This window comes from Micromonospora sp. NPDC023888 (genome assembly GCF_040639415.1).
Classification (GTDB): domain Bacteria; phylum Actinomycetota; class Actinomycetes; order Mycobacteriales; family Micromonosporaceae; genus Micromonospora.
Genome location: NZ_JBEZZW010000001.1, coordinates 294135 through 317484 on the forward strand (window position 1 = coordinate 294135; position 23350 = coordinate 317484).

The 23350-nt window shown below is 73.1% G+C and carries 22 protein-coding genes and 1 pseudogene; 11 read left to right on the top strand and 12 right to left on the bottom strand.

The annotated features are described in order from the left end of the window. Window positions 1-15: 15 nt before the first annotated feature. The 8 genes from AB0F61_RS01320 (at window position 16) to AB0F61_RS01355 (ending at window position 9334) form a co-directional block, all read left to right on the top strand. Window positions 16-660 (top strand): YdeI/OmpD-associated family protein, encoded by a 645-nt coding sequence (locus tag AB0F61_RS01320; protein ID WP_357801985.1) that lies wholly within the window; start codon window positions 16-18, stop codon window positions 658-660. 31 nt (window positions 661-691) lie between these two features. Next, entirely contained in the window at window positions 692-1171 is a 480-nt protein-coding gene (locus tag AB0F61_RS01325; protein WP_357801987.1) for a DUF2975 domain-containing protein, read from the top strand. Next, window positions 1171-1386 carry a helix-turn-helix transcriptional regulator gene (locus AB0F61_RS01330; RefSeq protein WP_030336216.1) on the top strand — a complete coding sequence of 72 codons (216 nt, stop codon included), beginning with the start codon at window positions 1171-1173 and terminating at the stop codon, window positions 1384-1386. Before AB0F61_RS01325 ends, AB0F61_RS01330 begins: the two co-directional genes overlap by 1 nt. Further along, window positions 1383-1547: a hypothetical protein gene (locus tag AB0F61_RS01335; protein WP_357801990.1), complete on the top strand. Its 165-nt coding sequence runs from the start codon at window positions 1383-1385 to the stop codon at window positions 1545-1547. The genes AB0F61_RS01330 and AB0F61_RS01335 overlap by 4 nt, the downstream gene beginning before the upstream one ends. 153 nt (window positions 1548-1700) lie before the next feature. Then, window positions 1701-4895 (top strand): ABC transporter permease, encoded by a 3195-nt coding sequence (locus tag AB0F61_RS01340; RefSeq protein WP_357801993.1) that lies wholly within the window; start codon window positions 1701-1703, stop codon window positions 4893-4895. Continuing rightward, entirely contained in the window at window positions 4892-7600 is a 2709-nt protein-coding gene (locus AB0F61_RS01345) for an FtsX-like permease family protein (RefSeq protein ID WP_357801995.1), read from the top strand. Before AB0F61_RS01340 ends, AB0F61_RS01345 begins: the two co-directional genes overlap by 4 nt. 1 nt (window position 7601) lies before the next feature. Continuing rightward, window positions 7602-8597 carry an ABC transporter ATP-binding protein gene (locus AB0F61_RS01350; RefSeq protein WP_357801996.1) on the top strand — a complete coding sequence of 332 codons (996 nt, stop codon included), beginning with the start codon at window positions 7602-7604 and terminating at the stop codon, window positions 8595-8597. An 11-nt stretch (window positions 8598-8608) separates the two neighbouring features. Then, window positions 8609-9334 (top strand): ABC transporter ATP-binding protein, encoded by a 726-nt coding sequence (locus AB0F61_RS01355; protein ID WP_357802107.1) that lies wholly within the window; start codon window positions 8609-8611, stop codon window positions 9332-9334. A gap of 205 nt (window positions 9335-9539) precedes the next feature. Here AB0F61_RS01355 and AB0F61_RS01360 read toward each other — a convergent pair whose 3' ends face one another. Together AB0F61_RS01360 and AB0F61_RS01365 are read right to left on the bottom strand one after the other, a co-directional pair. Further along, window positions 9540-10022 (bottom strand): hypothetical protein, encoded by a 483-nt coding sequence (locus tag AB0F61_RS01360; protein ID WP_357801999.1) that lies wholly within the window; start codon window positions 10020-10022, stop codon window positions 9540-9542. 25 nt (window positions 10023-10047) lie between these two features. Then, the gene (locus AB0F61_RS01365) at window positions 10048-10500 is read right to left on the bottom strand and encodes a GNAT family N-acetyltransferase (RefSeq protein ID WP_357802002.1); all 453 of its coding nucleotides are present in this window, start codon (window positions 10498-10500) and stop codon (window positions 10048-10050) included. 87 nt (window positions 10501-10587) lie between these two features. Here AB0F61_RS01365 and AB0F61_RS01370 point away from each other — a divergent pair. After that, window positions 10588-10644, top strand: a pseudogene (locus AB0F61_RS01370) (hypothetical protein); the annotation flags it as partial. Window positions 10645-10734: 90 nt separating this feature from the next. Here AB0F61_RS01370 and AB0F61_RS01375 read toward each other — a convergent pair. Both AB0F61_RS01375 and AB0F61_RS01380 read right to left on the bottom strand, forming a co-directional pair. Next, window positions 10735-12306, bottom strand: coding sequence for an alpha/beta hydrolase (locus AB0F61_RS01375; RefSeq protein WP_357802109.1), 1572 nt, complete (start codon window positions 12304-12306; stop codon window positions 10735-10737). Between the two features lie 58 nt (window positions 12307-12364). Further along, window positions 12365-13480 (bottom strand): ATP-dependent DNA ligase, encoded by a 1116-nt coding sequence (locus AB0F61_RS01380; RefSeq protein WP_357802005.1) that lies wholly within the window; start codon window positions 13478-13480, stop codon window positions 12365-12367. Between the two features lie 174 nt (window positions 13481-13654). On the opposite strand from AB0F61_RS01380, the gene AB0F61_RS01385 reads away from it, so the two are divergent. Together AB0F61_RS01385 and AB0F61_RS01390 are read left to right on the top strand one after the other, a co-directional pair. Continuing rightward, window positions 13655-13828 carry a hypothetical protein gene (locus AB0F61_RS01385; protein WP_357802008.1) on the top strand — a complete coding sequence of 58 codons (174 nt, stop codon included), beginning with the start codon at window positions 13655-13657 and terminating at the stop codon, window positions 13826-13828. 95 nt (window positions 13829-13923) lie between these two features. Further along, window positions 13924-14352 (top strand): SRPBCC family protein, encoded by a 429-nt coding sequence (locus AB0F61_RS01390; RefSeq protein WP_357802011.1) that lies wholly within the window; start codon window positions 13924-13926, stop codon window positions 14350-14352. Between the two features lie 45 nt (window positions 14353-14397). Here AB0F61_RS01390 and AB0F61_RS01395 read toward each other — a convergent pair whose 3' ends face one another. The 8 genes from AB0F61_RS01395 to AB0F61_RS01430 all read right to left on the bottom strand — a co-directional run bounded on the left by AB0F61_RS01395 (window position 14398) and on the right by AB0F61_RS01430 (window position 23332). Next, entirely contained in the window at window positions 14398-15318 is a 921-nt protein-coding gene (locus AB0F61_RS01395; RefSeq protein WP_357802014.1) for a DNA-3-methyladenine glycosylase 2 family protein, read from the bottom strand. A 119-nt stretch (window positions 15319-15437) separates the two neighbouring features. Beyond that, window positions 15438-16085, bottom strand: coding sequence for a hypothetical protein (locus tag AB0F61_RS01400; RefSeq protein WP_357802015.1), 648 nt, complete (start codon window positions 16083-16085; stop codon window positions 15438-15440). 203 nt (window positions 16086-16288) lie between these two features. Continuing rightward, window positions 16289-17065: a zf-HC2 domain-containing protein gene (locus AB0F61_RS01405; RefSeq protein ID WP_357802018.1), complete on the bottom strand. Its 777-nt coding sequence runs from the start codon at window positions 17063-17065 to the stop codon at window positions 16289-16291. Then, window positions 17062-17754: a sigma-70 family RNA polymerase sigma factor gene (locus tag AB0F61_RS01410; protein WP_357802019.1), complete on the bottom strand. Its 693-nt coding sequence runs from the start codon at window positions 17752-17754 to the stop codon at window positions 17062-17064. Before AB0F61_RS01410 ends, AB0F61_RS01405 begins: the two co-directional genes overlap by 4 nt. A 123-nt stretch (window positions 17755-17877) precedes the next feature. Continuing rightward, a complete protein-coding gene (locus AB0F61_RS01415; RefSeq protein ID WP_357802021.1) occupies window positions 17878-18735 on the bottom strand; it encodes a fused MFS/spermidine synthase in 858 nt (285 codons plus the stop codon). Between the two features lie 18 nt (window positions 18736-18753). Then, complete coding sequence (locus AB0F61_RS01420; protein WP_357802024.1) at window positions 18754-19713, bottom strand: hypothetical protein; 960 nt, start codon at window positions 19711-19713, stop codon at window positions 18754-18756. After that, entirely contained in the window at window positions 19710-22184 is a 2475-nt protein-coding gene (locus tag AB0F61_RS01425; RefSeq protein WP_357802027.1) for an SMC family ATPase, read from the bottom strand. The genes AB0F61_RS01420 and AB0F61_RS01425 overlap by 4 nt, the downstream gene beginning before the upstream one ends. Continuing rightward, window positions 22184-23332: an exonuclease SbcCD subunit D gene (locus AB0F61_RS01430; RefSeq protein WP_357802028.1), complete on the bottom strand. Its 1149-nt coding sequence runs from the start codon at window positions 23330-23332 to the stop codon at window positions 22184-22186. The genes AB0F61_RS01425 and AB0F61_RS01430 overlap by 1 nt, the downstream gene beginning before the upstream one ends. Window positions 23333-23350: the final 18 nt, after the last annotated feature.

Genomic DNA, 23350 nt, shown 5'->3' on the forward strand with positions numbered 1-23350 from the left:
GGTTAGCCTGCCGGCATGGTGAGCCCAGAGCTGGATGAGTTGATCGTCGCGGACGCCGCCGCCCTGCGCGCGTGGTTGTCGGCCAACCACGCCACGTCGCCCGGTGTCTGGCTCGCCCTGACCAGGAAGGGCGGCACGGTCACGACCCTGACCTGGCAGCAGGCGGTCGACGAGGCGCTGTGCTTCGGCTGGATCGACGGGCAGGCCCGTAAGCGGGATCAGGAGAGCTCCTGGATCCGGTTCACGCCGCGCCGGTCCCGCAGTTCCTGGTCACAACGCAACGTCGCCAATGTGGCCCGGCTGGAGGAGCAGGGGCTGATGCAGCCCTCGGGTCGCGCCGCCGTGGAGGCCGCGAAGGCCGACGGGCGCTGGTCGGCCGCCTACGCCCCGCCGTCGGAAGCTGAGGTGCCGGACGACCTCCTCGCCGCCATCGCCGCCGACCCCGCCGCGCAGGCCATGTTCGACGTCCTCACCAAGGCCAACCGGTTCGCTCTCATCCACCGCCTCAACGCCGTCAAACGGGCGCAGACCCGCGAGCGGAAGATCGCGGAGTTCGTCGCCATGCTGGCTCGCCACGAGACGATCTACCCCCAGAAGGCGCGACCGGTCCCCGGGCCGACGCCTCCGCAAGCGGACGTCGAGGCTCGACAAACCGATTGACTTTCGATAGGTAACGAGCGAAACTCGATGCATGGTTACAGAGCATCGAGCGGTAGCCGCTCTCAGAGTTTTTCTCGGCGTGCTGTTCGTGGTCCTGATCGGGTTCCAGACGTTCTCGCTGCCCGGGCAGTTCGCGCACCTGGCCCAGGAGTCGCCGGAGCACGCCTACCTCCGGTGGCCTCTCACCGCCATCACGGTGTTCTGGGTGCTGTGCGTCCAGGTGGTCATCGTGTCGACGTGGAAGTTGCTGAGCCTGGTCAAGAACGACCGCATCTTCACCGAAGCGTCCCTGAGGTGGGTCGACCTGATCGTGTGGACGATCGGTGCCGCGTGGGTGGTGCTCGTGGGTGTCTTCCTCTACGTCGGCTTCAACGCGGACGACCCGGGCGGCCCGATCCTGCTGTTTCTGTTGACGATGGGTGTCACGGTGCTCGGGCTCCTCATGGTGGTGATGCGCGCGCTGCTGCGGCAGGCGACCACGCTGCGGACCGACATGGAGGCGGTGATCTGATGCCCATCGTCGTCCGCATCGACGTCGAGTTGGCCAAACGCAAGATGAGTGTCGGCGAGTTCGCCGAGCGGGTCGGGCTCACGCCGGCGAACGTGGCGGTGCTCAAGAACGGCCGGGCCAAGGCCGTCCGCTTCAGCACGCTGGAAGCGATGTGCCGGGTCCTCGACTGCCAGCCCGGAGATCTGCTCGAGTGGGTCGAGGAGGAAACCCCATGAGGTACGTCCTGACCGTCGGCGTCATCCTCGCGATCGCCATCGGCGTCGCCGGCATCGTGCTCGGGGAGGCCGACGACTCGCCTGGTCTCCAGCTCCTGGGCGTCGTGCTCGTCATCGGAGCGGTGGCGTTCGGCATCCGCAACGTCCGGGGCGGCAGCTAGCCGTCCGAGGCGCGGGCCGGCGGCCGTCCGGGGCGCCAGGCGAGTCTGAGCCGACTCCTCTCGTAATAACGATCAAGTAACGGGCGCGAACCTTTCCCGGTGGGTGGCCTGTCTTGATGGTCGTCGGCCCGTCAGGGCCAGGGGAGGCGTCGGATGAAGCTGGTGTGGAGGCGCGCTCGGGAGGCGCGAGGGTTGCTGGTCGCCGCGGTGATCGCGGCCCTGGTCGCCGTCGCGTTGGTCACCGGGCTGTCCGACTACAACCGTCGGGCCGTGGATGCCGGGCAGCGGGCGCTGGTGGCCGCCTCGCCGGCCGAGGAACGTGGTCTCCTCGTCAGCGGGTCGAGCGGGCGCGACGCGGCCGAGTTCGCCACCCACGACCGGGCGGTCCGCGCCGAGTTCACCGACGGGCTCGCCGGCGTGCCGGTCAGCGTCTTCGTCGCCCGGTACGGCACCGGGCGGGAGCTGACCGGCTCGCTCGGATCCGTGCCCCGCACCGACGACGAGCCCGTCTTCGCCAACCTGGCCACCCTCGACGACCTCGCCGGACACGCGGAGCTGACCAGCGGAGCCTGGCCCCGCCCGGGAGCGAACCCGACCCAGGTGAGCCTCCCGGAGCGGGCCGCGGGTGCGCTGGGCCTCACCGTCGGCCAACGCATCCCGGTCCGCGACCGGGCCACCGAACGGCGCAGCGAACTGGTGCTCGCCGGCACCTGGCGGCCCCGCGACCCGGCGGACGCGTACTGGCTGTTGGCCCCCGGGGTGGGGACGGGCAGCGCCGCCTCCGGCACGTCGTACGGGCCGTTCGCACTCGACCCGGCTGATTTCGCGGCCACCTTCCCCGGCTCGGTGTCGGCGTCCTGGCTCGTCGAACCGGATCTCGGCGGCGTCGACGTGGCAGACCTTCCCGCCGTGCGGAAAGCCCTCACCGAGGCGTCCACGGCGGTGCCCGAAGCCGCCCAACTGGGCAGCTCCGGCCAGGCGGTGACCAAGATGCCGCAGTTGCTGGACCGGATTGGCCGCGCCGACCTGGTCGGCCGTTCCGCGCTGGCCACCCCGCTGCTGCTCATCCTGGTGCTCGGCGGGTACGCGCTGGTGCTGGTCGCCGCGCTCCTGCACGAGGACCGTCGCGCGCAGACCGCGCTGCTGCGCGCCCGCGGCGCCGCCCGCCGACAGTTGGCCGGCCTGGCCGCCCGCGAGGCGACCCTGGTGGTCGCCCCCGCGGTTCTGCTCGCGCCGGTGATCGCCAGCGTGGCGCTGCGGTTCGTCCGACCCGGCGGCGCCGAGCAACTGTCCGCCGCCGGCGGCAACACCACCCTCGTCTGGGCGGCAGCCGCGGCCACGGCCGCCGGCTGTCTGGTGGCCATGGTCGCCCCGACGCTGCGCGGCGCCGGCACGTACGTCGCCGACATGGCCGCGCGGTCGCGCCCGAACCGGGCGGCGAGCGTGCAGCGGGCCAGCGTCGACCTGATGCTCGTGGCGCTCGCCGTGCTCGCCTGGGTGCAGCTTCGCCGGTACGCCTCACCGCTGGCCGGCTCGGGCGGCCGGCTAGGGCTCGACCCGCTGCTGATCGCCGCCCCGACACTCGGGGTGCTGGCGGGCGCCGTGCTGGCGTTGCGGGTGCTGCCACCGGTCACCCGGTTCGCCGAGCGGTTCGTCGACCGGCGGCCCTGGACGGCCACCATGTTCGGCATGTGGCAGGCCGGACGCCGTCCGCACGCCGGCCCGGTGCTGCTGCTCGCCCTCGCCGTCGGTGGCAGCACCCTGGCCTGGTCCCTGATCAGCACGGGGGAGCGGTCCCAGGTCGAGCAGGCCGGGCACACGGTCGGTGCCGACCTGCGGGTCACCGAACGGGACGGGAACGCCCCGCTCACCCGGGCCGCCGAACTCGCCAAGCTGCCGGGCGTGCACCGGGCGCTGCCGGCATGGCGCGACGACATCCGGGTCGGCCGAGACGACCTGCCGGTGACCGTGATCGCTGTCGACCCGGCCAGCGCCCCCGGGGTCGTCCGACTCGCCGACCGGCTCAGCGACGACCCGGTGTCGGAGCAGTACCGGCGGATGATCCAGGCGCGCGGTGCGACCGGGGGAGTCGAGCTGCCGGCGGGCACCCAAGCGGTCACCGGCACCGTCCGTACGCCGGTCGAGCAACCCGCCGAGCCGCACCGGGTCGCGGTCTCGTTGCTGTTCACCACCCCCGACGGGCTCGCTCTCCGGCTGCCGGCGACCGAGGCACCGAGCACCGGGCAGGCCAGCCGGTTCACGGTCAGGTTGCCGGACGTGGGCGGCGCGCCGCTGCGGCTGGCCGGCTTCGAAGCCGACACCAGGTTCGCGGGCGGCACCGCGTACGGGTTCGCGGTGCAGGGGCTGGCGCTCGTCGATGCCGGCGGGACGGCCCGGCCCGCCGAGCTGCCCGGTGACTGGACGGCGACGTGGCTCGGTGGGCCGCGCACGCTTGTGGAGTCGAGCGGTGCCGGGCTCGCCACCAACCGCCCCGTCACGCTGATCACCGAGGGGGGTCGGATGGATCGACCGGCGAGCCGGTTCGTCGTCGTACCCGGAGTGGCGGGCGGACCGGTCGCCGCCGTCCCGGTCCTGATGACCCCCGGGGTACGCGATGCGCTGAGCCTGCGCATGGGCGACACCGTCGAGCTGACGCTCTCCGGGGTGACGCTGCAAGTCCACCTGGTCGGTGAACTGGACTCCGTGCCCACCACCACCGGCGAGGGCGTACTGCTCGACCTGCCGGCCGCTGTCGACGCGCTGCTCGGTACCGGCGGGACGATCCGCCCGGTACCGGAGTGGTGGATCGGCGCCACCGACGCGACGGCCGCCGCCGGGGCGGCCGACGAGCTACCGGGAGTCACCGTCCTCAACCGGGCAGCGGAGATCACCGCCGCGGCGGAGGACCCGTACTGGCAGGGTTCGCGTACCGGCATGCTCGCCGCGGCGCTCGGCGCGGTGCTGCTCGCCGTCGTCGGCCTGATGGTGGACGTGTGGGCAACCGCCCGACGCCGGCTCAGCGAGTTCGCGGTCCTGAACACCCTCGGCGCCACGCCCCGGTTGCTGGCCCGGGCGCTCCTGGCCGAACAGGCCTTCCTCGCCGGCATCGGCGTGGGGGTGGGTCTGCTCCTCGGTGCCGCGGTCGGAGCCACCATGGCCCCACTTGTCATCCTCACCCCGGCCGCTGGTCGGCCGATCCCCCCGGCGACGTTCGAGCTGCCCTGGGTGCCGATCGGTCTGACCGCAGTCGGTCTGCTGCTGGCGGCGCTCGCCTTCAGCGCGTTCATCGCCTCCGGCATCCGGCAGCGGGTGGCGGCGGTGCAACTGCGAATCGGGGGAGAACGATGAGCGTCGGCGCGGTGGCCCGGCGGGTCCGGGTGTACGGCGGGCAGTTCCTGCTGCTGGCGGTGCTGACCCTGGTGGTCACGCTGCTGATCAGCGGCGTGCCCCGGCTGGTCAACCAGCTCGCCGAAGAAGGGCTTCGGACACAGCTCAACAGTGAGCTGCCGGTGCGCCGGGACCTCTCGTACACCACCGGCGTGATGACCGCCCCAGCCCTGAAGCCGGCCATGACCTACGCCCGCGAGCGGTTCGACGCGCTGGCCGCGGACATGTCGCCGCAGGTGCGGTCGGTGGTGACCGAGCGGTGGTACAACGTGGACGCGCAACCGGCCCGCGTGGTCGGCCCGGACCTCGCCGCCCGCAACCTGCTTGTCGACCTGGGGCTGCGGGGCATGCCCGGCGTCCAGGACGCCAGCACCCTCGTGGAGGGGGCGTGGCCGAGTGAGACGTACCTTCCCGACCGGCCGATCGAGGTGGCGCTCGACGCCGACGTGGCCGGGAAACTCAACCTGCGCACCGGCAGCCACCTGCGCATCGGCAAGGTCGACGACCAGAAGCGGCTCTACGACGACGTCCCGCTGACGGTGGTGGGGCTGTTCCGCCCCGTCGACCGTACGGGCGGCATCTGGGACGGGCTGCCGTCAATGCTGGAGATCATCCCACCGCAGGGGGACGGTCAGCCGTTCATCGCCTCCGGCGTGATCGGCCAGTCGACCCTCGACAAGCGGGCTGCGGCGGGGTGGCCGATCCGCGCGAACTGGCGGTACCGGCTGGACGCCGACAAGATCGATGCGCGGAAGCTGGATGAGCTGATCGATGGTCTCCAGCAGTCGCAGCGACGCAAGCCGGCCGAGCTCTCGCTGGCCCAGGGCGTCGATATCCCGTTACGCGCGTTCGCCGCCCAGGTGAACGCCGCCCGGACCCTGCTGGCGGTGATCGCCGCCGGCGTACTGGCCACGCTGGCCGGGCTGATCGTGCTCGCCGCCACGCTCGCCACCCGGCGGCGCCGGGCGGAGTTCGTGCTGATCCGGGCCCGCGGCGGCGGGACCACTGCCGGCGCCCGACGAAGCCTCGCCGAGTCGCTGCTGGTGGTGCCGGTGGCCGCCGCGCTCGGCTGGTGGCTGGGCACCCTGTTCCCGGGTGCCCCGGACCCGAGCACGCCGTACGTGATCGCCGCGGCCGTCCTGGTGACCCTGGCACTGCCGCTTGCCACGCTGGCCGTGCCCACCGGCGGGGCGTCCCGCGGCGACCTGGTCCGGATGCGCCCGTCGACCCGCCGGCTCACCGTCGAGGTCTCCGTGTTGCTGGTCGCCGTGCTCGCCGCGGTGCTGCTGCGTCGACGCGGCCTCACCCTCGGTGAGGTGGACCCGCTGCTGGTGTCGGTGCCGGTGCTGCTCGCGGTCGCCGCGGCGGTGCTCGCGCTGCGGGCGTACCCCTGGCCGTTGCTGCTGGTCAGCCGGCTGGCCGCGCGGACCCGGGGCAGTGTCGCCTTCCTCGGCACGGCGCGGGCCGGCCGGTCGGCGGTCGCCGCCCCGCTTGTCGTCGTGGTGCTCGCGATCGGCACCGCGGCGTTCTGCGCGGTCGTCGCCGCCGGCGTCGACGCGAGCCGGGACCGGGCCGCCGAGCGGATCGTGCCCGCCGACGCAGTGATCCGAGGTGAGCGCTTCGCTCCCGACACCGTCGACGAGTTGGGTCGCCTGCCGGGGGTCCGGGCTGTGACCAGTGTGCTGTTCGGATCCGACGAGCGGCTGGCAGCCGACGAACTCGGCACCGACCCGCGGCTCGAGGAGACGGCGGTGCTGCTTGTCGACGGCTCAGGGTTGGCGACGGTGGCCCGGGAATCGGACGTGGAGCTGCCGCTTCCGGCCGCGCTGCGCACCGCCCGACCCGAACCGGGTCCGGTGCCGGCGATCGTCTCGCCGGCGATCGCCGCCGATCTCGCCAAGGCCGGCCTGGACCGCTCCGCCTTCATCTCGGTGCAGGGCCAGCGGTACGAGTTCCGGGTGGCCGGCAGCGAGGAGAGTTTCCCCCTGCTGACAGCGGACACCGACCGGTTCGTCATCCTGCCCTGGCAGGCGCTGCCGGCGCGCACCACCACACCCGTGGCGACCAGCCTGCTGGTCGCCGGCGATCGACTGGACGCCGAGGCGCTGCGCCGCGCCGGCGACCAGGGGCAACTGCGGTACCAGCAGGCCGGGGCGGTCACCGGGCAGGAACGCCCGCTCGGAGTCGTCGTCGACACCCGGGCCGACATCCGGCGGGATCTCGGTGCGGGCGGCGCGAACGGCGTACTGGCCTTCGGGTTCGTCGCGGGTGCCGTCGGTGGCTCGGTACTCGGGCTGCTGGCCATCGCGTTCACCGTGCTGGCCGGCGCGCGGGCCCGCGGCCAGGTGCTGTCCCGGCTGCGTACCCTCGGCCTGTCCCGCCGGCAGTGGCGCGGGCTGCTGCTTGTCGAGCTGGCCCCGCTGGTCGGGGTGTCGGTGCTGACCGGCGCGCTTGTCGGTGCGGTGCTGCCCCTGCTGCTCAACCCGGTGCTCGGCCTGTCCGCGTTCACCAGTGGCATGCCGGTCCGGGTGGCCTTCGAACCCGGCCTGGTGGCGGCGGTGCTCGCGCTCGGGGTGGTCGCCCTCGGCTTCGCGGTCGCCGTCGAGGCCCTGAACAACCGCCGGTTGCGCCTCGGTGAGGTGCTTCGGCTCGGAGAGGAGAGCTGAGATGACCGCTACCGCCCAGACTTCACTGGTGCCCGACCTGGCCTCCCTGCAACAGCGGGCAGCGCAACGTGCCGCCGAGCGGGCCGGCGGGCAGGACCGACTGCGCGGACACATCGTCTGCGACGGTCTGGTGCGCATCTTCAAGACCGAGGGGGTCGAGGTGGTCGCCCTCCAGGGGCTCGACCTGGTCATCGACCGGGGGGAGCTGGTGGCGATCGTCGGCGCGTCCGGCTCGGGCAAGTCGACCCTGCTCAACATCCTCTCCGGCCTGGACACGCCCACCGCCGGCATCGCCCGGGTGGCCGACTACGACCTGCTCTCCCTGTCCACCAAGCGGCGGCTGAGCTACCGGCGGGAACTGGTCGGCTTCGTCTGGCAGCAGACGGGGCGCAACCTGCTGCCGTACCTCACCGCCCTGGAGAACGTCGAGCTGCCGATGCAGTTGGCCGGCAAACGCGGCGGCAAGGCCCGCCGGGAGCGGGCCCGGGAACTGCTCGACATGGTCGGTGTGGGTTACTGCGCGGACCGCCGGCCGGGGCAGCTCAGCGGCGGCGAGCAGCAGCGGTGCGCGGTGGCGGTGGCCGTGGCGAACGACCCGGAGGTGCTCTTCGCCGACGAGCCGACCGGTGAACTGGACGAGGCGACCGGCGCGGAGGTCTTCGCGGCGCTGCGCACCATCAACGCCGAGCTGGGCGTGACCATCGTGGTCGTGACCCACGACCACGCCGTGTCCACGCAGGTCCGCCGGACCGTCGCGATCCGCGACGGCCGGACCGCCTCCGAGGTACGCCGGACCGCCCGGATCGACGCGGACGGCAACACCGAGCTGGTCAGCGAGGAGTACGCGGTGCTGGACCGCAACGGCCGGATGCAGCTACCGGCCGCATTCGTCGACGCGCTCGCGCTGAGGGAGCGGGTCCGGCTCGATCTGGAACCGGATCACGTGCAGGTACGGCCCGGCGACCGGGCCTCGGACGAGCGGGGAGCACAGGCATGAGTCGTCGGGACATGGTGGTGACCGATCCGGCCGGGTTCGGCGGTGGACCCGCCGGGCGACCGGCCGAGGTGGTCCGGGTCAGCGGTGTGAGCCGTACCTTCGGCCGGGGCGAACACGCCGTGCACGCGGTGCGCGACGTCTCGTTCAGCGCCAACCAGGGTGAGCTGGTCGCCATCCGGGGCCGGTCCGGTGCCGGCAAGACCACGCTGCTGAACCTGATCGGCGGTCTCGACCGCCCGGACAGCGGTCAGGTGGTGGTGGCCGGGCACGAGGTGACCGCGGCCGGCGAGGCGGAACTGCTGCAACTGCGCCGGGGCACCGTCGGGTTCGTGTTCCAGACCTTCGGGTTGGTGCCGATCCTCTCCGCCGCCGAGAACGTGGGTGTGCCGCTTCGGCTGGCGCAGGTGCCGGCCGCCGAGCGGGAGCAGCGGGTCGCGGTGCTGCTGGAACTGGTCGGCCTGGGCGGACACGCGGCCCAGCGCCCGTACGAGCTCTCCGGTGGGCAGCAACAGCGGGTCGCGGTCGCCCGAGCCCTGGCCAACGAGCCGGATCTGCTCATCGCCGACGAGCCCACGGGTCAGCTCGACTCGGAGACCGGTCGGTCCATCATGGACCTGCTGCGCGCGGTGGTGCACGCGCGCGGCATGACGGCGCTGGTGGCCACGCACGACCCGGCCCTGATCGACCTCGCCGACCGGGTGCTCATGCTGCGCGACGGCCGCCTGGTCGACGGCTGAAGGGTGTGCTCGCTCCCTGTAGAGCTGCCCCAGATCTGGACCGCGCGGTGGGCCGGGCGGTGGTCTTCGCCGGCCTGGCGTCGGCGCGACTCGCTGCCCCAGATCCGGGGCAGCTCTACAGGTGCCGAGGTGCAACCCCGGCACCCGAGGTGCGACTCCGTGAGTGGCGTCGTCCGCGTGGCGCTTCGGCGGTCGTTGCGATTTCCTACGTCGCCCGGTCGGCCCGGTCGGCGCCCTTGCGGCCGTTGGGGAGGGACCCGGCTAACGGGATCAGCAGGCAGCCCAGCAGGGCCAGCAGTATCCCGACGCCCGGCCCGCTGCCGAGCAGTTCCTCCTCGACGTAGGGGTCATTGACCTCGAAGTACCAGAACGCACCGGTGAGGCTGCCGCAGGCGAGCACGTTGGAAACGAGCATCCCCAGGCTGGCCTGCCGCCACACCCAGCGGGACGGACCGGCGTTGGCAAGCGACAGCACCGCGAACACGGCGGCGACCACCGCGAACGGCAGCGCCCCGACGATCACCTCCTTGCCCGGCGTGACATCCGTCCGGCCGGGGTACACGCTCCGCCAGGCGGGCAGCCAGAACGCGACGACGACCAGCAGGACACCGACGATCAGGAGCGTGCGACCCGCCCAGCTCCACGACGCGCGCGGCTGCCCACCGCCGGTCGTCGCCGGCCCACTCATGGCAGTGAATGTAGTCCGGCCCCGGTCAGAGCGCGAGCTTCATGCCCTCGTGGCTGGCCACGAAGCCGAGGCCCAGATAGAAGCGGTGCGCGTCCACGCGGGTCTTGTCGGTGGTGAGCTGCACCAGGGCGCAGCCGCGCTGCCGGGCCTGGTCGACGGCCCAGCTCATCAGGTCCCGGCCCAGCCCCTGGCCGCGCCGGTCCGAGCGGACCCGAACCGACTCGATCAGCGATCGCTCACCGCCGTGCCGACCCAGGCCGGGGATGTAGGTGATCTGCAGGCAGCCGACCAGGTCGCCGGCCTGCTCCGCCACGATCAGTTGGTTGCGCGGGTCCGCGTCGATGGCCGCGAACGCCCTCTCGTAGGCCTCGTCGACCTCGGTGAAGTCGCGGGCCTTGCCCAGAACGTCGTCGGCGAGCAGGGCGATGACGGCGGGCAGGTCAGCCCGGACCGCCTCCCGGTAGGTCACGTCGGTCATGCCGGTGAGCCTGGCACAACGAACCCGACCGATGGTTCGTGCGGTTCGCCAAACTCGCCCCGCACGCTGATCACCTCGTACCTGCTGATGATCGTGGTGGCCGGTTTCATCTACGGCGAGGTCGAGGAGCGCAGCCCGGCCGACGCCGTCTGGTGGGCTGTGGTGACCGCCTCCACCGTCGGGTACGGCGACATCTCACCATCGAGGTGTCTCCGCTGCCGCCCGCCCAACCAGTCAGCGGGCGGGGCAGCGCTTCCCTTCCGCTGGCACCGTCAGGTCGAGCAGGTAGGCGTCGACCGCGTCGGTGATGCAGGACGTCTGCGGGTACGCGGTGTGGCCCTCGCCCTCCCAGGTCAGCACCCGACCGACACCCAGCATCGACGCGAGCCGTGGGGTCTGCTCGTAGGGCGTCGCCGGGTCGCCGGTGGTGCCGACCACCACGATCGGCGGTGCGCCGTTCGCCTTCCCGGTCGGGTACGGGTCACGCCCACCGGGCCACTCGACGCAGCTCAGCATGCCGACCGCCAGCGCCGGCCCGAACAGTGGGTATTTGCCGCGCCACTCCGCCTGCAACTGCCGGATCTGCTCCCGGCTCGGCTTCTCCGTCTCGTCGGCGCAGTTGATGGCCAGGTTGGCGTCGAACAGGTTCGAGTAGTGCCCGTCGTCCTCCCGGCCGGCGTACGCGTCGGCGAGCCGGAACACGTCCTTCGGGTCGCCCTCGGCCAGCTTGTCGATCGCCTGGGCCAGCTCCTGCCAGCCGGATTCGGTGTAGAGCGAGGAGATGACCGCGTAGAACACCCAGCCGGCGGTGGCTTCCCGCCCGCCGGCACCGCGTACCGGGGAGACCTTGGCCTTGTCGATGGCCGAGGTGACCGCGGCCCGCGCGTCCGGGGCGATCGGGCAGCGGCCGGCGTTCGCGGCGCACCAGCGGGTGAAGTTGGTGAACGCCCGCTCGAAGCCGCGGGCCTGGCTCTCCGAACCCTCCACCAGCCGCTGCTGCGGGTCGACGGCCCCGTCGAGCACCAGCGCCCGCACCCGCTGCGGGTAGAGCTGGGCGTACGTGGCACCGAGCAGCGTGCCGTAGGAGTAGCCCAGGTAGGTGAGCTTGTCGTCACCGACCGCGGCGCGCACCGCGTCCATGTCGCGGGCGGCCTGCTCGGTGCCGTACAACGGCAACTGGTCTCCGTACCGGTCGCCGCAGCCGCGCCCGATCCGCTGGCTCAGACCGACGAAGCCGTCGAACTCCGACTGGCTCGCCGGGTCCGGGTCGAAGCCGAAGCTGGCGTCCAGGTCGGCGTCCGAGATGCACTTCACCGGGCTGGACCGGGAGACCCCGCGCGGGTCGAACCCGACGATGTCGAAGCGCTCGGTGATCGAGGTGGGCAGGCCGCCGAACTGGGGGCCGAACGACAGGTAGACGGCGGTGTCGACGCCGGAACCGCCGGGGCCGCCCGGGTTGACCACAAGTGAGCCGACCCGGTCACGCTGCTTGGTGGAGCGGGCCCGCAGCAGGGCGATCTCGAAGGTCTCCCCGGCGCCCGGCCCGGCGCTCGCCCCGCCGCCGGTGCCCCAGTCGCGGGGCACCGCGATCCGGGCACACTCGTAGCGCATGCCCGGTGCGCCGCGCCCGACCAGGTCGTCGGGTACCTCCGGGCAGGGCCGCCAGGTGGGCGCGCTGCCGGTCGGCGCGGCCGCGCCCTCCACCTCGGTGCGGGGCGCGAACGCGGGCAGCGTGCAACCGGCGGTGAGCAGCGCCGCGACGGTGAAGGCGGCAAGCGTGCGGCGGACCCGTCGACTGGTCGCCAGCCGAGGCTGATGGGCGGTGCGGATCACGTGCTCCTCCGGGGTCGAGTCGACGGCCAGGCTACGCCGAGCCACTGGCGGCCCGGTCCACGGTGGCCGCCGGGTCACCGCGCAGCACCTGGTCCACATCGAAGCGGATCGGCCGGTCGAGCTGGTCGTAACGGCACGACCGGGGATCGCGGTCAGGACGCCAGCGGACGAACCGTGCGGTGTGCCGGAACCGGTCGCCCTCCATCGCGTCGTAGCCCACCTCGACCACCAGCTCCGGGCGGACCGGCTCCCACTCCAGGTTCTTGGTGCCGGTCCACCGGCTCACCCCACCCGGGATGCGTTGGCCGCGCTCGTGGTCGCCGTGCACCCACGGATGCTCGCCGCCGGTGTCCCGGTAGGGGGCCAGTTCGTCGAGCAGCTCGGCGCGACGGGCCATGGTGAACGACGCGCTCACCCCCACGTGGTGCAGGACCCCGGCGTCGTCGTACAGGCCGAGCAGCAGCGAGCCCACCACCGGGCCGGACTTGTGCCAGCGGAAGCCGGCCACCACCGCGTCCGCGGTGCGGGTGTGCTTGACCTTGAACATCAGCCGCTTGCCCGGCTCGTACGGCAGGTCGGCCGGCTTGACGATCAACCCGTCCAGCCCGGCGCCCTCGAAGACGTCGAACCAACGGCGGGCGGTGTCGGGATCGGTGGTGACCTGGGTGACGTGCACCGGCGGGCGCACCCCGGCCAGCGCCTCGACCAACCGCTCCCGGCGACGTGGGTAGGGCTTGTCGAGCAACGCCTCGTCACCGATGGCCAGCAGGTCGAACGCGACGAAATCGGCAGGTGTGGTCTCGGCCAGCATCTGCACCCGGGACGCGGCCGGGTGGATGCGCTGGGCCAGCAACTCGAAATCCAACCGGGGCTGGCCGCTCGGCCCGTCGCGCCGGATGACGATCAACTCACCGTCGACCGCGCACCGCTCGGGCAACTGCCGGCGGGCCTGATCGACCACCTCCGGGAAGTAGCGGGTCATCGACTTGCCACCCCGGCTGGACAGCTCGACCTCGTCACCGTCGCGGAAGACGATGCACCGGAACCCGTCCCACTTGGGCTCGTAGGTCACGCCGGACGCGGTGGGGAGCTTGGCGACGCTCTTGGCAAGCATCGGCTCGACCGGAGGATTGATCGGCAGGTCCACGGCGACCAGTCAATCAGACGGCACCGACAGCCGTGAGGCAGATCACCGTGGGTGCCGGGGCGGCGTGTCCGCCCACGTGCCGCTCGTCCCGACCGGGCGAATCGAATAACCCCAGGTCAGAGCTACTTTCGCGAGGTGTCCTAGTGGGTCTGTGACTGCTGCGGGCGGTGGCGGGTGAGCGTCGAGCTGATCCGGGGCCGCTACCGCTACCGGCTGACCCGCCGCTACCCGCAGCGGTTCGGTGGCGGGCGCAACGTGCTCGGCGAGGTCGGTTCGGTGCCGGAGCTGGAGGAACTGCTGCGGCTGCGTACCCCGCTGAGCCTGGCCGACCTCCGCGAGGCCGCCTGATCCCGCCGGGGTTGCGCGCGGGTGTCACGATCCACCCGGCGGCCTCGTCCGCACCCGTGGCGGTGCGCGACGGCACCCGCCAGGGAGGGGACGAGATGCGGTTCGAAGCCACGGCGGAGATCGCCGCCGACGTCGAGCAGGTCTGGGCGGTGCTTGTCGACGTGCAGCGCTGGCCGGAGTGGACGGCCTCGGTGTCCCGGGTCGAGCGGGGGGAGTCGGGGCCCCTCGCCGTCGGCGCGACGGCCCGGTTGACCCAGCCGAAGCTACGGCCGGCCGTGTGGCGGGTCACCGAGCTGACCGAGGGACGCGGGTTCACCTGGGTCTCCGACACCCCCGGGGTGCGTACCGCTGGGGAGCACCGGCTGCTGCCGCTGCCCGACGGGCGCACGCGGGTCGAGCTGGCCATCGCCCAGTCCGGGCCGCTGGCCGGCCTGATCGGCCGGCTGTACGGCGGCCTGCTCCGGCGCTACCTGCGCCTGGAGGCGGACGGTCTCCAGCACCGGTGCGAGCGGCGGCCGAGCTGACGTACCCGGGCTTCGGCTACGGCACCCCGGCCGGGCGGTGACCGTTCAGTACCTGGCGAACGAGCGGATCGGGGCGCGCGGACCATACTTCGGCGCTCGGAGGCCGGCGGCGCCCAGCAGCAGGCAGACCCGACCCCGGTGCCCCCGGAACGGCTCCAACAGGGCAAGCATCCGGGCGTCGTCGCCTCTCGCCTCGCCGGCGAGCGCCCAGGCGACAGTGTTCGGGACGTGGTAGTCGCCGACGCTCACCGCGTCCGGGTCGCCGTACGCGACCCGGACCACCTCGGCGGCCGTCCACGGCCCGATGCCCGCGATGGCGGTCAGGCGACGGGTGGCGTCGGCGGCGTCGGCGCTGCGCTCCAACCCCTCGGCGAGCGCGGCGGCGCGGCGCAGCGTGTCGGCCCGACGTTGCTCCACGCCGAACGGGTGGAACACCCAGTACGGGGTGGCGGCCACCGCGGCCGCCTCGGGTGGCAGCAGCAGCGACGGCAATGGGCCGGGCGCCGGCTCCCGGAAGTGCCGCACGGTCGCCGCGTACGCCCGGTACGCCTCCTTGACGGTGACCTTCTGCTCGAAGACCACCCGCAGCAGCCGGGGGAAGACCTGCCCGGTGCGGGGCATCCGCAGCCCTCGGTGCTCCCGAGCCAGCCGGGCCACCAGCGGGTGCGCCCCGGCCAACTCGGCGAAGCCGGTCAGGTCGTCGTGCAGCCCGGCGATCGCGTCGGCCCGCGCCACCACGTGCGCGGCGCCCGGCCCGTAGCCCTCGGCCAGCAGGTCACCGGCGGACGGCCGCAGCGCCAGGGTGGCCGGCCCGTCCGGGGTGCGGGTGGCCCACCAGAAGGTGTCGCCGACAAACCGTGCGCACGGGTCGTACGGGGTGAAGGTCAGCGCACGGACCGAGGCCGCCAGCCGGTAGCCGACCGGCGGGCGCAGCACCCGGGTCGCGGCGGGTTCGGTGTCGGTCACCCCGCCACTCTGCCAGGTCACGGCGGGGCCACGGCCACCGCCGGCCCCACGGGCACGACGGTGGCCGGTCGCGCCCTCCCCGGCTGCGACCGGCCACCGTGCCCTCGTGGCGTCTGCGATCAGTACGAGTAGCCCGAGCCCCCGGCGTCGTTGGCGCCGCTGTTCGCGGGCGGCGCGACCGCCTTCGGCGTGGAGGTGGGCAGGCAGCTCAGGTTCTTCTTGCCGTCCGGCTGGACCACGAACCAGGTGCCACCGACCGCCTGGCCCTTCCACTGACCGGGCTTCTTGTCACCGATGTAGCGGTAGACCGGCCAGCCGCCGACGGTGAGCTGACGGGTGCCGTCCTGGCGGGTCACGCTGCTGACCTTGTCGTCGGAGACGCCGGTGAGCTGCGGGTTGCCGTCGGTCAGCGCCGGCGGCCACACCTCGGCGCACTTGTCGACACAGTTCGACGACGGCGGGTCGGCGGTGTCCTTGTCGAAGCGGTACAGGATCCAGCCGTCCTGGTCGGTGACCACCTTGCCCATCCGGGCGACGGTCTTGCCGACCAGCTTCTCGGTCAGGTCGACGTTCGCGGGCGGCGCGTCGGCGGCTGGCGCCTCCGCGGACGCCGAGGCCTCGGCTTCAACCGACGCGCTGGGCTCGGCCGCGGCGACGGCGACCGGCTCGGCCGCGCTCGAGTTCGCCCCGTCGTAACCTGCGGGAGCGCAGGCCGTTAGTGCGACCATCGCGCTCGCGACGATGACGGTCCGCTTCATCTGTGCCACGTGCCCTCCTCATTCTTGGCAGTTCACCCATAGGTACGGGAGGCAGGCTGTCAAGGTTGAAGTAACAACAGTGGTCAATTTCACGTGAATCTGTTGAACCGATTCGAGTCGGAATGCGTACGCCCCCGATGCGGGACTTCTCCAGCAACGACAGATCGGCGCCGGCCATTGTCGCCATGGCCGGCGCCGATCCGTACGCGAAACTACATCGGTAGCGTGACCAGTGGACTCGCCACACCATTGGCGTCCACCGACTGCACCTGGAGTTGCTTGATGTCCTCCACCGGCGCCGCCGTCGACGCACTCAACTCCAGACCCTGCGGTCGGGTGTTGGTCCCGTAACCGCCATCCGGCACCGACCAACTCGAAATGACCTCGGTGCTGCCGTTCTTGCGCACCACCACCAACCGGCAAATACGCGGGCCGGGCAGCTTCCGCAGGCTGAAATTGATCCGCGTCCCGTACTCCCGTTTCACAAGGAACATGGTGGTCTGCACACCGGTCGTCGGGTCGGTGGCCTCGACCTGGTCGCCCTCCTCCTCGGTGCCGCCGACACCCGGGCCACTCGGCGGGGCCGTCGGCCCGCTCGTCGTCGGCTCGACCGGCGCGCTCGGCGTCGCACCGGCGAGCGGCGCCGGTCCGCTGTCGGTCACGCTGACGAAGCCATAACCGCTCAGCCCGCCGAAGACCACCACCGCGGCGGCCGTCGCGAGCAGCTGACGAAACCGGGTACGCCGCCGGTCGGCCCGGACCGCGCCAAGCGTCCGGTTCAGCAACGCCGGATCGGTCGCCGTCTGCTCCAACGCCATCATCGTCTCGCCGTCGATGTCGGAGAGCAGCCCGACCACCGGCACCATCGTCTCCAACTCGGCCGCACACGCCCAGCAGGTGGCGAGATGCTCCTCGAACCGCTCAGTGTCCTGCTCGTCGAGCACACCGAGCGCGTACGCCGCGACGTCCATGTGGTCCGGCCGGCTCATTCTGTCACCCCCCGCTCCTGCAGAGCCGTGCGCAGCGCGCGCAGCGCGTAGTAGACCCTCGACTTGGCCGTGCCGAGCGGCAGCCCCAACTCCTCGGCGGCCTCCGGCACCGTCCGCCCCCGAAAGTACGTCGAGATCAGGATCTCCCGGTGCGACTGACTGAGCGTACGCAGCGCGTCCGCCACCGTCATCGTCCGCAGCACCCGGTCGGTGCTGTCCGCCTCGGCGAACGCGGTGAGATCCCGGTCGTACGTCTCCGGCGGCCGCGCCTCCTGGCTGCGGTGCTCGTCGATGGCGATCCGACGGGCCACCGTGACCAGCCACGGCCGCAGCGACCCCTGCCCCTGCGTGCCCAGGCGGTGCGCGTTCCGCCAGGCCCGCAGCAGCGTCTCCTGGACGATGTCCTCCGCGCGCTGCCGGTCCCCCCCGGTGAGGCGCATGACGAACATCAGCAACGGGCCGGCGTGCTCGGCGTAGAGCTGACGGATCAACTGGTCGGAGTGGCTGGCCTCGGTTGTCGTCGCCTGATGGCGTCCGGGCGCCGGTCGCGGCGTCACCGGACCATTCTGGCGAGACGTCGCGTGCGCGTCGACCCCCCGGGCAGACGACGTCGGCCGTGACGAGGACCGCGCCGACAACCAGTCCGCGCCTACCACGTCGCCATGCCAACCGGCCGCCACCGCATGCATGCAGACCTCCGGGTGTCCGTAACCATCGCCGGCCCACGAAGCGGGCCGCCCGGTGGTACGCAGCACCGACCCGAGCGGATCAACAAACGGCGAAAAAGTTCTGCGGAACCGTCGGACGGACGGTCAGCGGCGGACGGAGAACAGGCCCGGCGGCGGCGGGTCGGAACCGGTGGCGTCCGCGTCGCGGACCACCTGCGCGCCGCTGGCGAAGCGGTCCAACTCGTCGCCGGCCACCACCCGGCCAGGGAACCAGTCACCGGCGGCGCGCCGGGTCAGCTCCGGCACCGGCGGCGTGGACCGCCCGGCGACAAGCACCAGATTTCCGTACCGGCGACCCCGCAACACGGCCGCGTCGCCGACCAGACAGGCCTGCGGCAACACCGAGCGGACCGTGGCGACCTGCCCCCGCGCGTGCCGCAGCGGCGGGCCGTCGGCCAGGTTCGCCAGGTACCAGCCCGCGGGGCGGAGCACCCGGGCCACCTCGGCCGTGTACTCCACCGAGGTGAGATGAGCCGGGGTACGGGCACCGGCGAACACGTCGGCGACCACCACGTCGTAACTGGCGTCCCGGGTGGCGGTCAACACGGCCCGCGCATCCTCCACGCGGACCCGCAGCCGGGCGTCGGACGGCCACGGCAGCACCCTGCGGACCAGCTCCACAAGCGCGCCGTCGACCTCGGCCACCCGCTGGGTGGAGCCGGGCCGGGTGACCGACACGTAGCGGGGCAGGGTCAGCGCACCGCCACCCAGATGCAGCACCCGCAGCGGCGCACCGGCCGGCGCGACCAGGTCCACCGCGGCGGCCAACCGCCGCACGTACTCGAATTCCAGGTGCGTCGGGTCGGTCAGGTCGACGTGCGACTGCGGCGCGCCGTCCAGCAGCAACGTCCACGAGCCGGCCCGGTCCGGGTCCGGCACCAGCTCGGCCCGCCCCGTGTCGACCTGCTCGACCACCCGGTCAGCCGCCCGCCTACGTCCCATCCCGACAAGTATCCGCGGTCAACGGGCCGCACGGGCCGCGGTGGTCAACGCGCGGTGCAGCAGCCGGGAATCGCCGAGCAGGGCACGCAGCCGGCGTTCCAGCCCGGCGATCGGGATCAGATTCTGTGGGGCCCGCGGGTCCTTGTACGGGGTGGAGGCGAAGCGGGGCAGGGTGACGAGCGACAGGTCCGCCAGCTCGATCGCCGCCTCGACGGGCAGGTCGGCCGAACACTCCACCCGGACGATGCCCGCCCACGGGGCGCCGACCGCCACCGGCAGCCGCAGATACCACGACCAACCACCCCAGGCGGTGCCCAGCCGGAACACCGGGGAACGCTCACCCGACGCCAGGCCGGTCACCACAGCGGTCAGCCGGGCATCCAGATACTGGCTGTGCTGGGTCTTGATGTAGCCGAGCGTGCGCGGCAACTGCCGGCGACTCCGCAACGGGCCGTCCACCACCAGCAGGTCGCCGTCGACCCGGGCGGCGTCGGACACCGCCACCTCAAGCGCGGTCAGCGGACCCTGCACGGCGGCCGGCAGCTTCGCCAGCTCACCGGTGCCACCCACCCGGTGCACGGGATAGCGGATCGCGCCGGCCACCACGTCCTGCGCCGACGGGCTCGCCGTGAACAGACCCCGACCGACCCGGGTGCCGGCCAACTGCGCGGCGCCCCGGCCCAGGTCGCACCGGACCACCCCGGCCGCGTACGAGGCGGCCAGACCGGGAAACGACAGGCCGTCGGTCTCCGCCGTCCAGATGCTCGCGTCGATCCGGCGGACCCCGTCGACCATCAGCACCACGTCGGGCGCCCGCACCCCGGGGCGTACCCCGATCGCCCGCCAGTCCACGGCGGGCAGCTCCACGTCCGCGTCGACCTGCGCGCTGCTCGGCGCGGCCGGCCCGGCGGCCGACGCCTCGAACGACGCCCCGTACGCCGGATCCCACGAGTCGACGAAGAACGCGGCGTCGCTCACCGGCCCGTCCGCTCCACGCGCGCCGAACGCGCGTCCTTGCGCACCTCGAAACGGACCGGGATCCGCTCGGCGAGCGCCGGCACGTGGGTGACCACGCCGACCATCCGGTCGCCCCGGGCGGCCAGGTTTTCCAACGTGGCGGCGACCGTGTCCAGGGTCGCCGCGTCGAGCGTGCCGAAGCCCTCGTCCAGGACGATCGACTCCAGGCTCGCCGCCGTGGTCGACATCCCGGCCAACTGCTCGGAGAGCGCCAACGCCAACGCCAGCGACGCCTGGAACGTCTCACCGCCGGAGAGGGTGCGCACACCCCGACGCAGACCCGCGTCGTGGTGGTCGACCACCACGAACTCGCCCTTGTCGTGCACCAGCTCGTACTGGCCGGAGGACAGCTCCCGCAGGATCCCCGACGCGCCGTCGACAAGCAGGTCCAACGCCTCGGCCAGCAACCACCGCTCGAAGTTGTTGGCCCGCAGGTGCCCGGCGAGCGCGCGCGCCACCTGCGCGTCGCGCTCGTGCCCGGCCCGCTGCTCGCGCAACGTGGCGGCCTGCTCCCGGCGCTCGGCCAGCCGGCGTCGGTCGGCGTCGGCCCGCTCCACCGCCACTGTCGCCGCGTGCACCGGATCGTCGCCGACCGGCACGTCGGCGTCGGCGAAGATGCCGGCGATGCGCCGCCGCACCGCGTCGGCCACCGACTCGGCCTCGGCGACGGCAACGGCCCGGTTCGCCCGATCGGCACGGCGGCGGTCCGCCTCGGTGGTCGCCCAACCGGTGAGCGCGGCCCACGCCACCGCCACATCGTCCCGGTCGGTCACCGGCGGGCCGAACCGCGCCAAACCGTCCCGGGACGTGTCGAAGGCCCGCCACGCGGCCCGCAGCCGCTCCTCGGCGACATCCACCCCGGCGCGGGCCTGGCGCGCGGCCTCCCGGCCGGCGCGCACCGCGGTCGCCGCCTCCTCCAGTGCGCGCCGCAACCGGGCGTGCTCGGCCAACTCCCGGCGCAACACGGCCGGCTCCGCCGCGCCGGCGAGCTGTCCGTCCAACTCGGCCAGTCGGGCGTCCACCTGCTCCTGCCGGGCCCGCGCCTGGACCAGCACCCGTTCCAGGTCACGCGCCGCCGCGTCCCGTTGCTGCAGGGTGGCCTGCGCGGCCTTGGTCGCGGCCCGCGCCGCCTTGCCCGCCGCCGTCGCCGCCGCCACCGCCGAATCGGCAGGCACCGCCGGCACCTCGGCCACCGGCTGCTCGCACACCGGGCAGGCCGCGCCGGCGTGCAGGTGCACCCGCAGGCTGACCGCCAGGTCGGTGGCCTTCGCCTCCTCGTGCGCCCGGAAGGCCGCCTCCAGCTCGGCCTCGGCCCGCTCGGCGACCGCGCGGGCGTCGGCCAGCGCCGCCACCGCCGCGGCGTGCTCGTCGTTCGCCGCGCGCACCGCGGCGCGGACCGTGTCGGCCTCGCCGGACAACCGGTCCCGATCGTCGTACGCCCGCAGTTGCAGCCGCAGTGCGCTCTCGTCGCCGGCGGCGGCCAGCTCGCCGCGCAGCTTCTCCTCCCGCTCCTCGGCCAACGACACAGCGGTCGCCGCCGCCTCGGCGTCGGCCCGTGCCGCGGTGACCGCGCGGGCCACCTCGGCCACCCCGGCGGGCGCGCGCACCCCGGTCAGGACGGTCAGCTCGTCGTCGAGGGCGGTGAGCGCCGCCGCCGCCTCGCGCGCGGTGGTCCGGGCCGCCGCCAGCTCCGGCACCGCGGCCGTCACCTTGCCGGCCAGCTCGGCCATCCGGTCGACCCGCGCCTCGGCGTCGGCCAACGCCTCGTCGTCCACACCGGTCAGCCCGGCGAGCACCTGGTCGACCGCCTCCAGTCGGGCCTCCGCCTGCGCGGCGCGCGCCGTCGCCTTCTTCTGCACATCCTCGTAGACCCCGAGGCCGAGCAGGTTGACCAGGATCTGCTGCCGGGTCGCCGGCTTGGCGTGCAGGAAGTCCGCGAACTGCCCCTGCGGCAGCACCACGCAGCTCGTGAACTGCTCGTACGGCAGCCCGACCGCCTCCAGCACCGCCTGCTCCATCTCGGCGGGGGTGCCGGCCACCACCTCACCGAGGTCCTCCGGGCTCAACCCGGTGTCCAGTTTGGTCACGTCGAAGCCGGCCGGCATGAGCTGCAACCCGGCGTTCGCGGTCTTCACGTTGCCCCGGCCGTCCCGGCGGACCACCCGGGTCGCCACGTACCGAGCGCCGCCGGACTCGAAGACCAACCGCACCCGCGCCTCCGTCGCCGACGGCGCGAGCGCGTTCGCCAACCCCCGGGCGCCACCCCAGCGGGGCACCATGCCGTAGAGCGCGAAACAGATGGCGTCCAGCACCGTCGACTTGCCCGAACCGGTCGGGCCGATCAGCGCGAAGAAGTCGGCGTCGGTGAAGTCGACTGTGGTCTCGTCCCGGAAGACCGTGAACCCGGCCATGTCCAACCGCATCGGACGCATCAGTGCTCCACCTCCTCGAAAAGCTCGTCGAAGAGCTCCCGGACACCCTCGTCGGCGTGGCCCCGGCTGTCCAGGTAGTCGGCGAACAACTCCCGCGGCGAACGCCCCGAGCGCTGCGCGATGCGGGCACCGCTGCCCGGGGCGGTCAGCAGCTCCGGATCGATCCGGATCTCCAGCGCCCGGGGGAGCAGCTCCTGCACCTCCTCGCGCAGGCCGGCGCGGGGTTGCTCCCGCACGTACACCCGCAGCCAGGCGTCCGGTGCCTCGATCTCGGCGAGCTGGGCCAGGGTGCCCCGCACCGTGCGCAGGGCGCTCGCCGCGGTCACCGGCACCTCCCGCACCCGGGCGGCGGTGCTGGCCGTCACCTCGACGATCGTCACCGACGGGACGTTTTCCTGCTCACCGAAGTCGACAGCGAGCGGGCTGCCGCTGTACCGCACCGGGCAGGGGCCGATGACCCGCTGCGCCCGGTGCAGGTGGCCCAGCGCCACGTAGTGCGCGGTGGCCGGGAAGACGGTCGCCGGGACGGCGTAGCCCAGCACGGTGTGCGCGTCGCGCTCGCCGCCACCGGTGGTCGCGCCGGTGACCGTGAGGTGCGCGGTGACCAGGTGCACCCGGTCCGGTTCGGTGAAACTCTCGGTGAGTCGCCCCAGCACCCGGCCCAGGTGGTCGGCGTACGTCTGGTTGGTCTCCGCGGCGGTCAGCTCGTACATCTCCAACGCGCGCACCGCGTACCGCTGGGACAGGAACGGCAGCGCGGCCAGCCGCCACCGCTCACCGCCGGCGGTGGTGCCGTCGATCACGTGCTCGTCGGGATCTTCCCGCACCCCGCCGCGCAAGGTGATGCCGGCGGCGTCGGCCCACGGGCGCAGCGCGTCGAGCGCGGGGCCGTTGTCGTGGTTGCCGCCGATCGCGACCACGTCCGCGCCGGTACGCCGCAGCGCGGTCAACGCCCGGGTGACCAGCCGGGTCGCCTCCGAGCTGGGCGCGGCGGTGTCGTAGAGGTCACCGGCGACGATCACCAGATCCGGCTGCTCGGCACGGGCGATGTCGATCACCCCGGCCAGCACGGCCTTGTGCTCGTCGGCCCGGGACTGCCCCTTGAGCACCTTTCCCACGTGCCAGTCGGAGGTGTGCAGGATCTTCATGGCTGTGCCGGTCCCTAC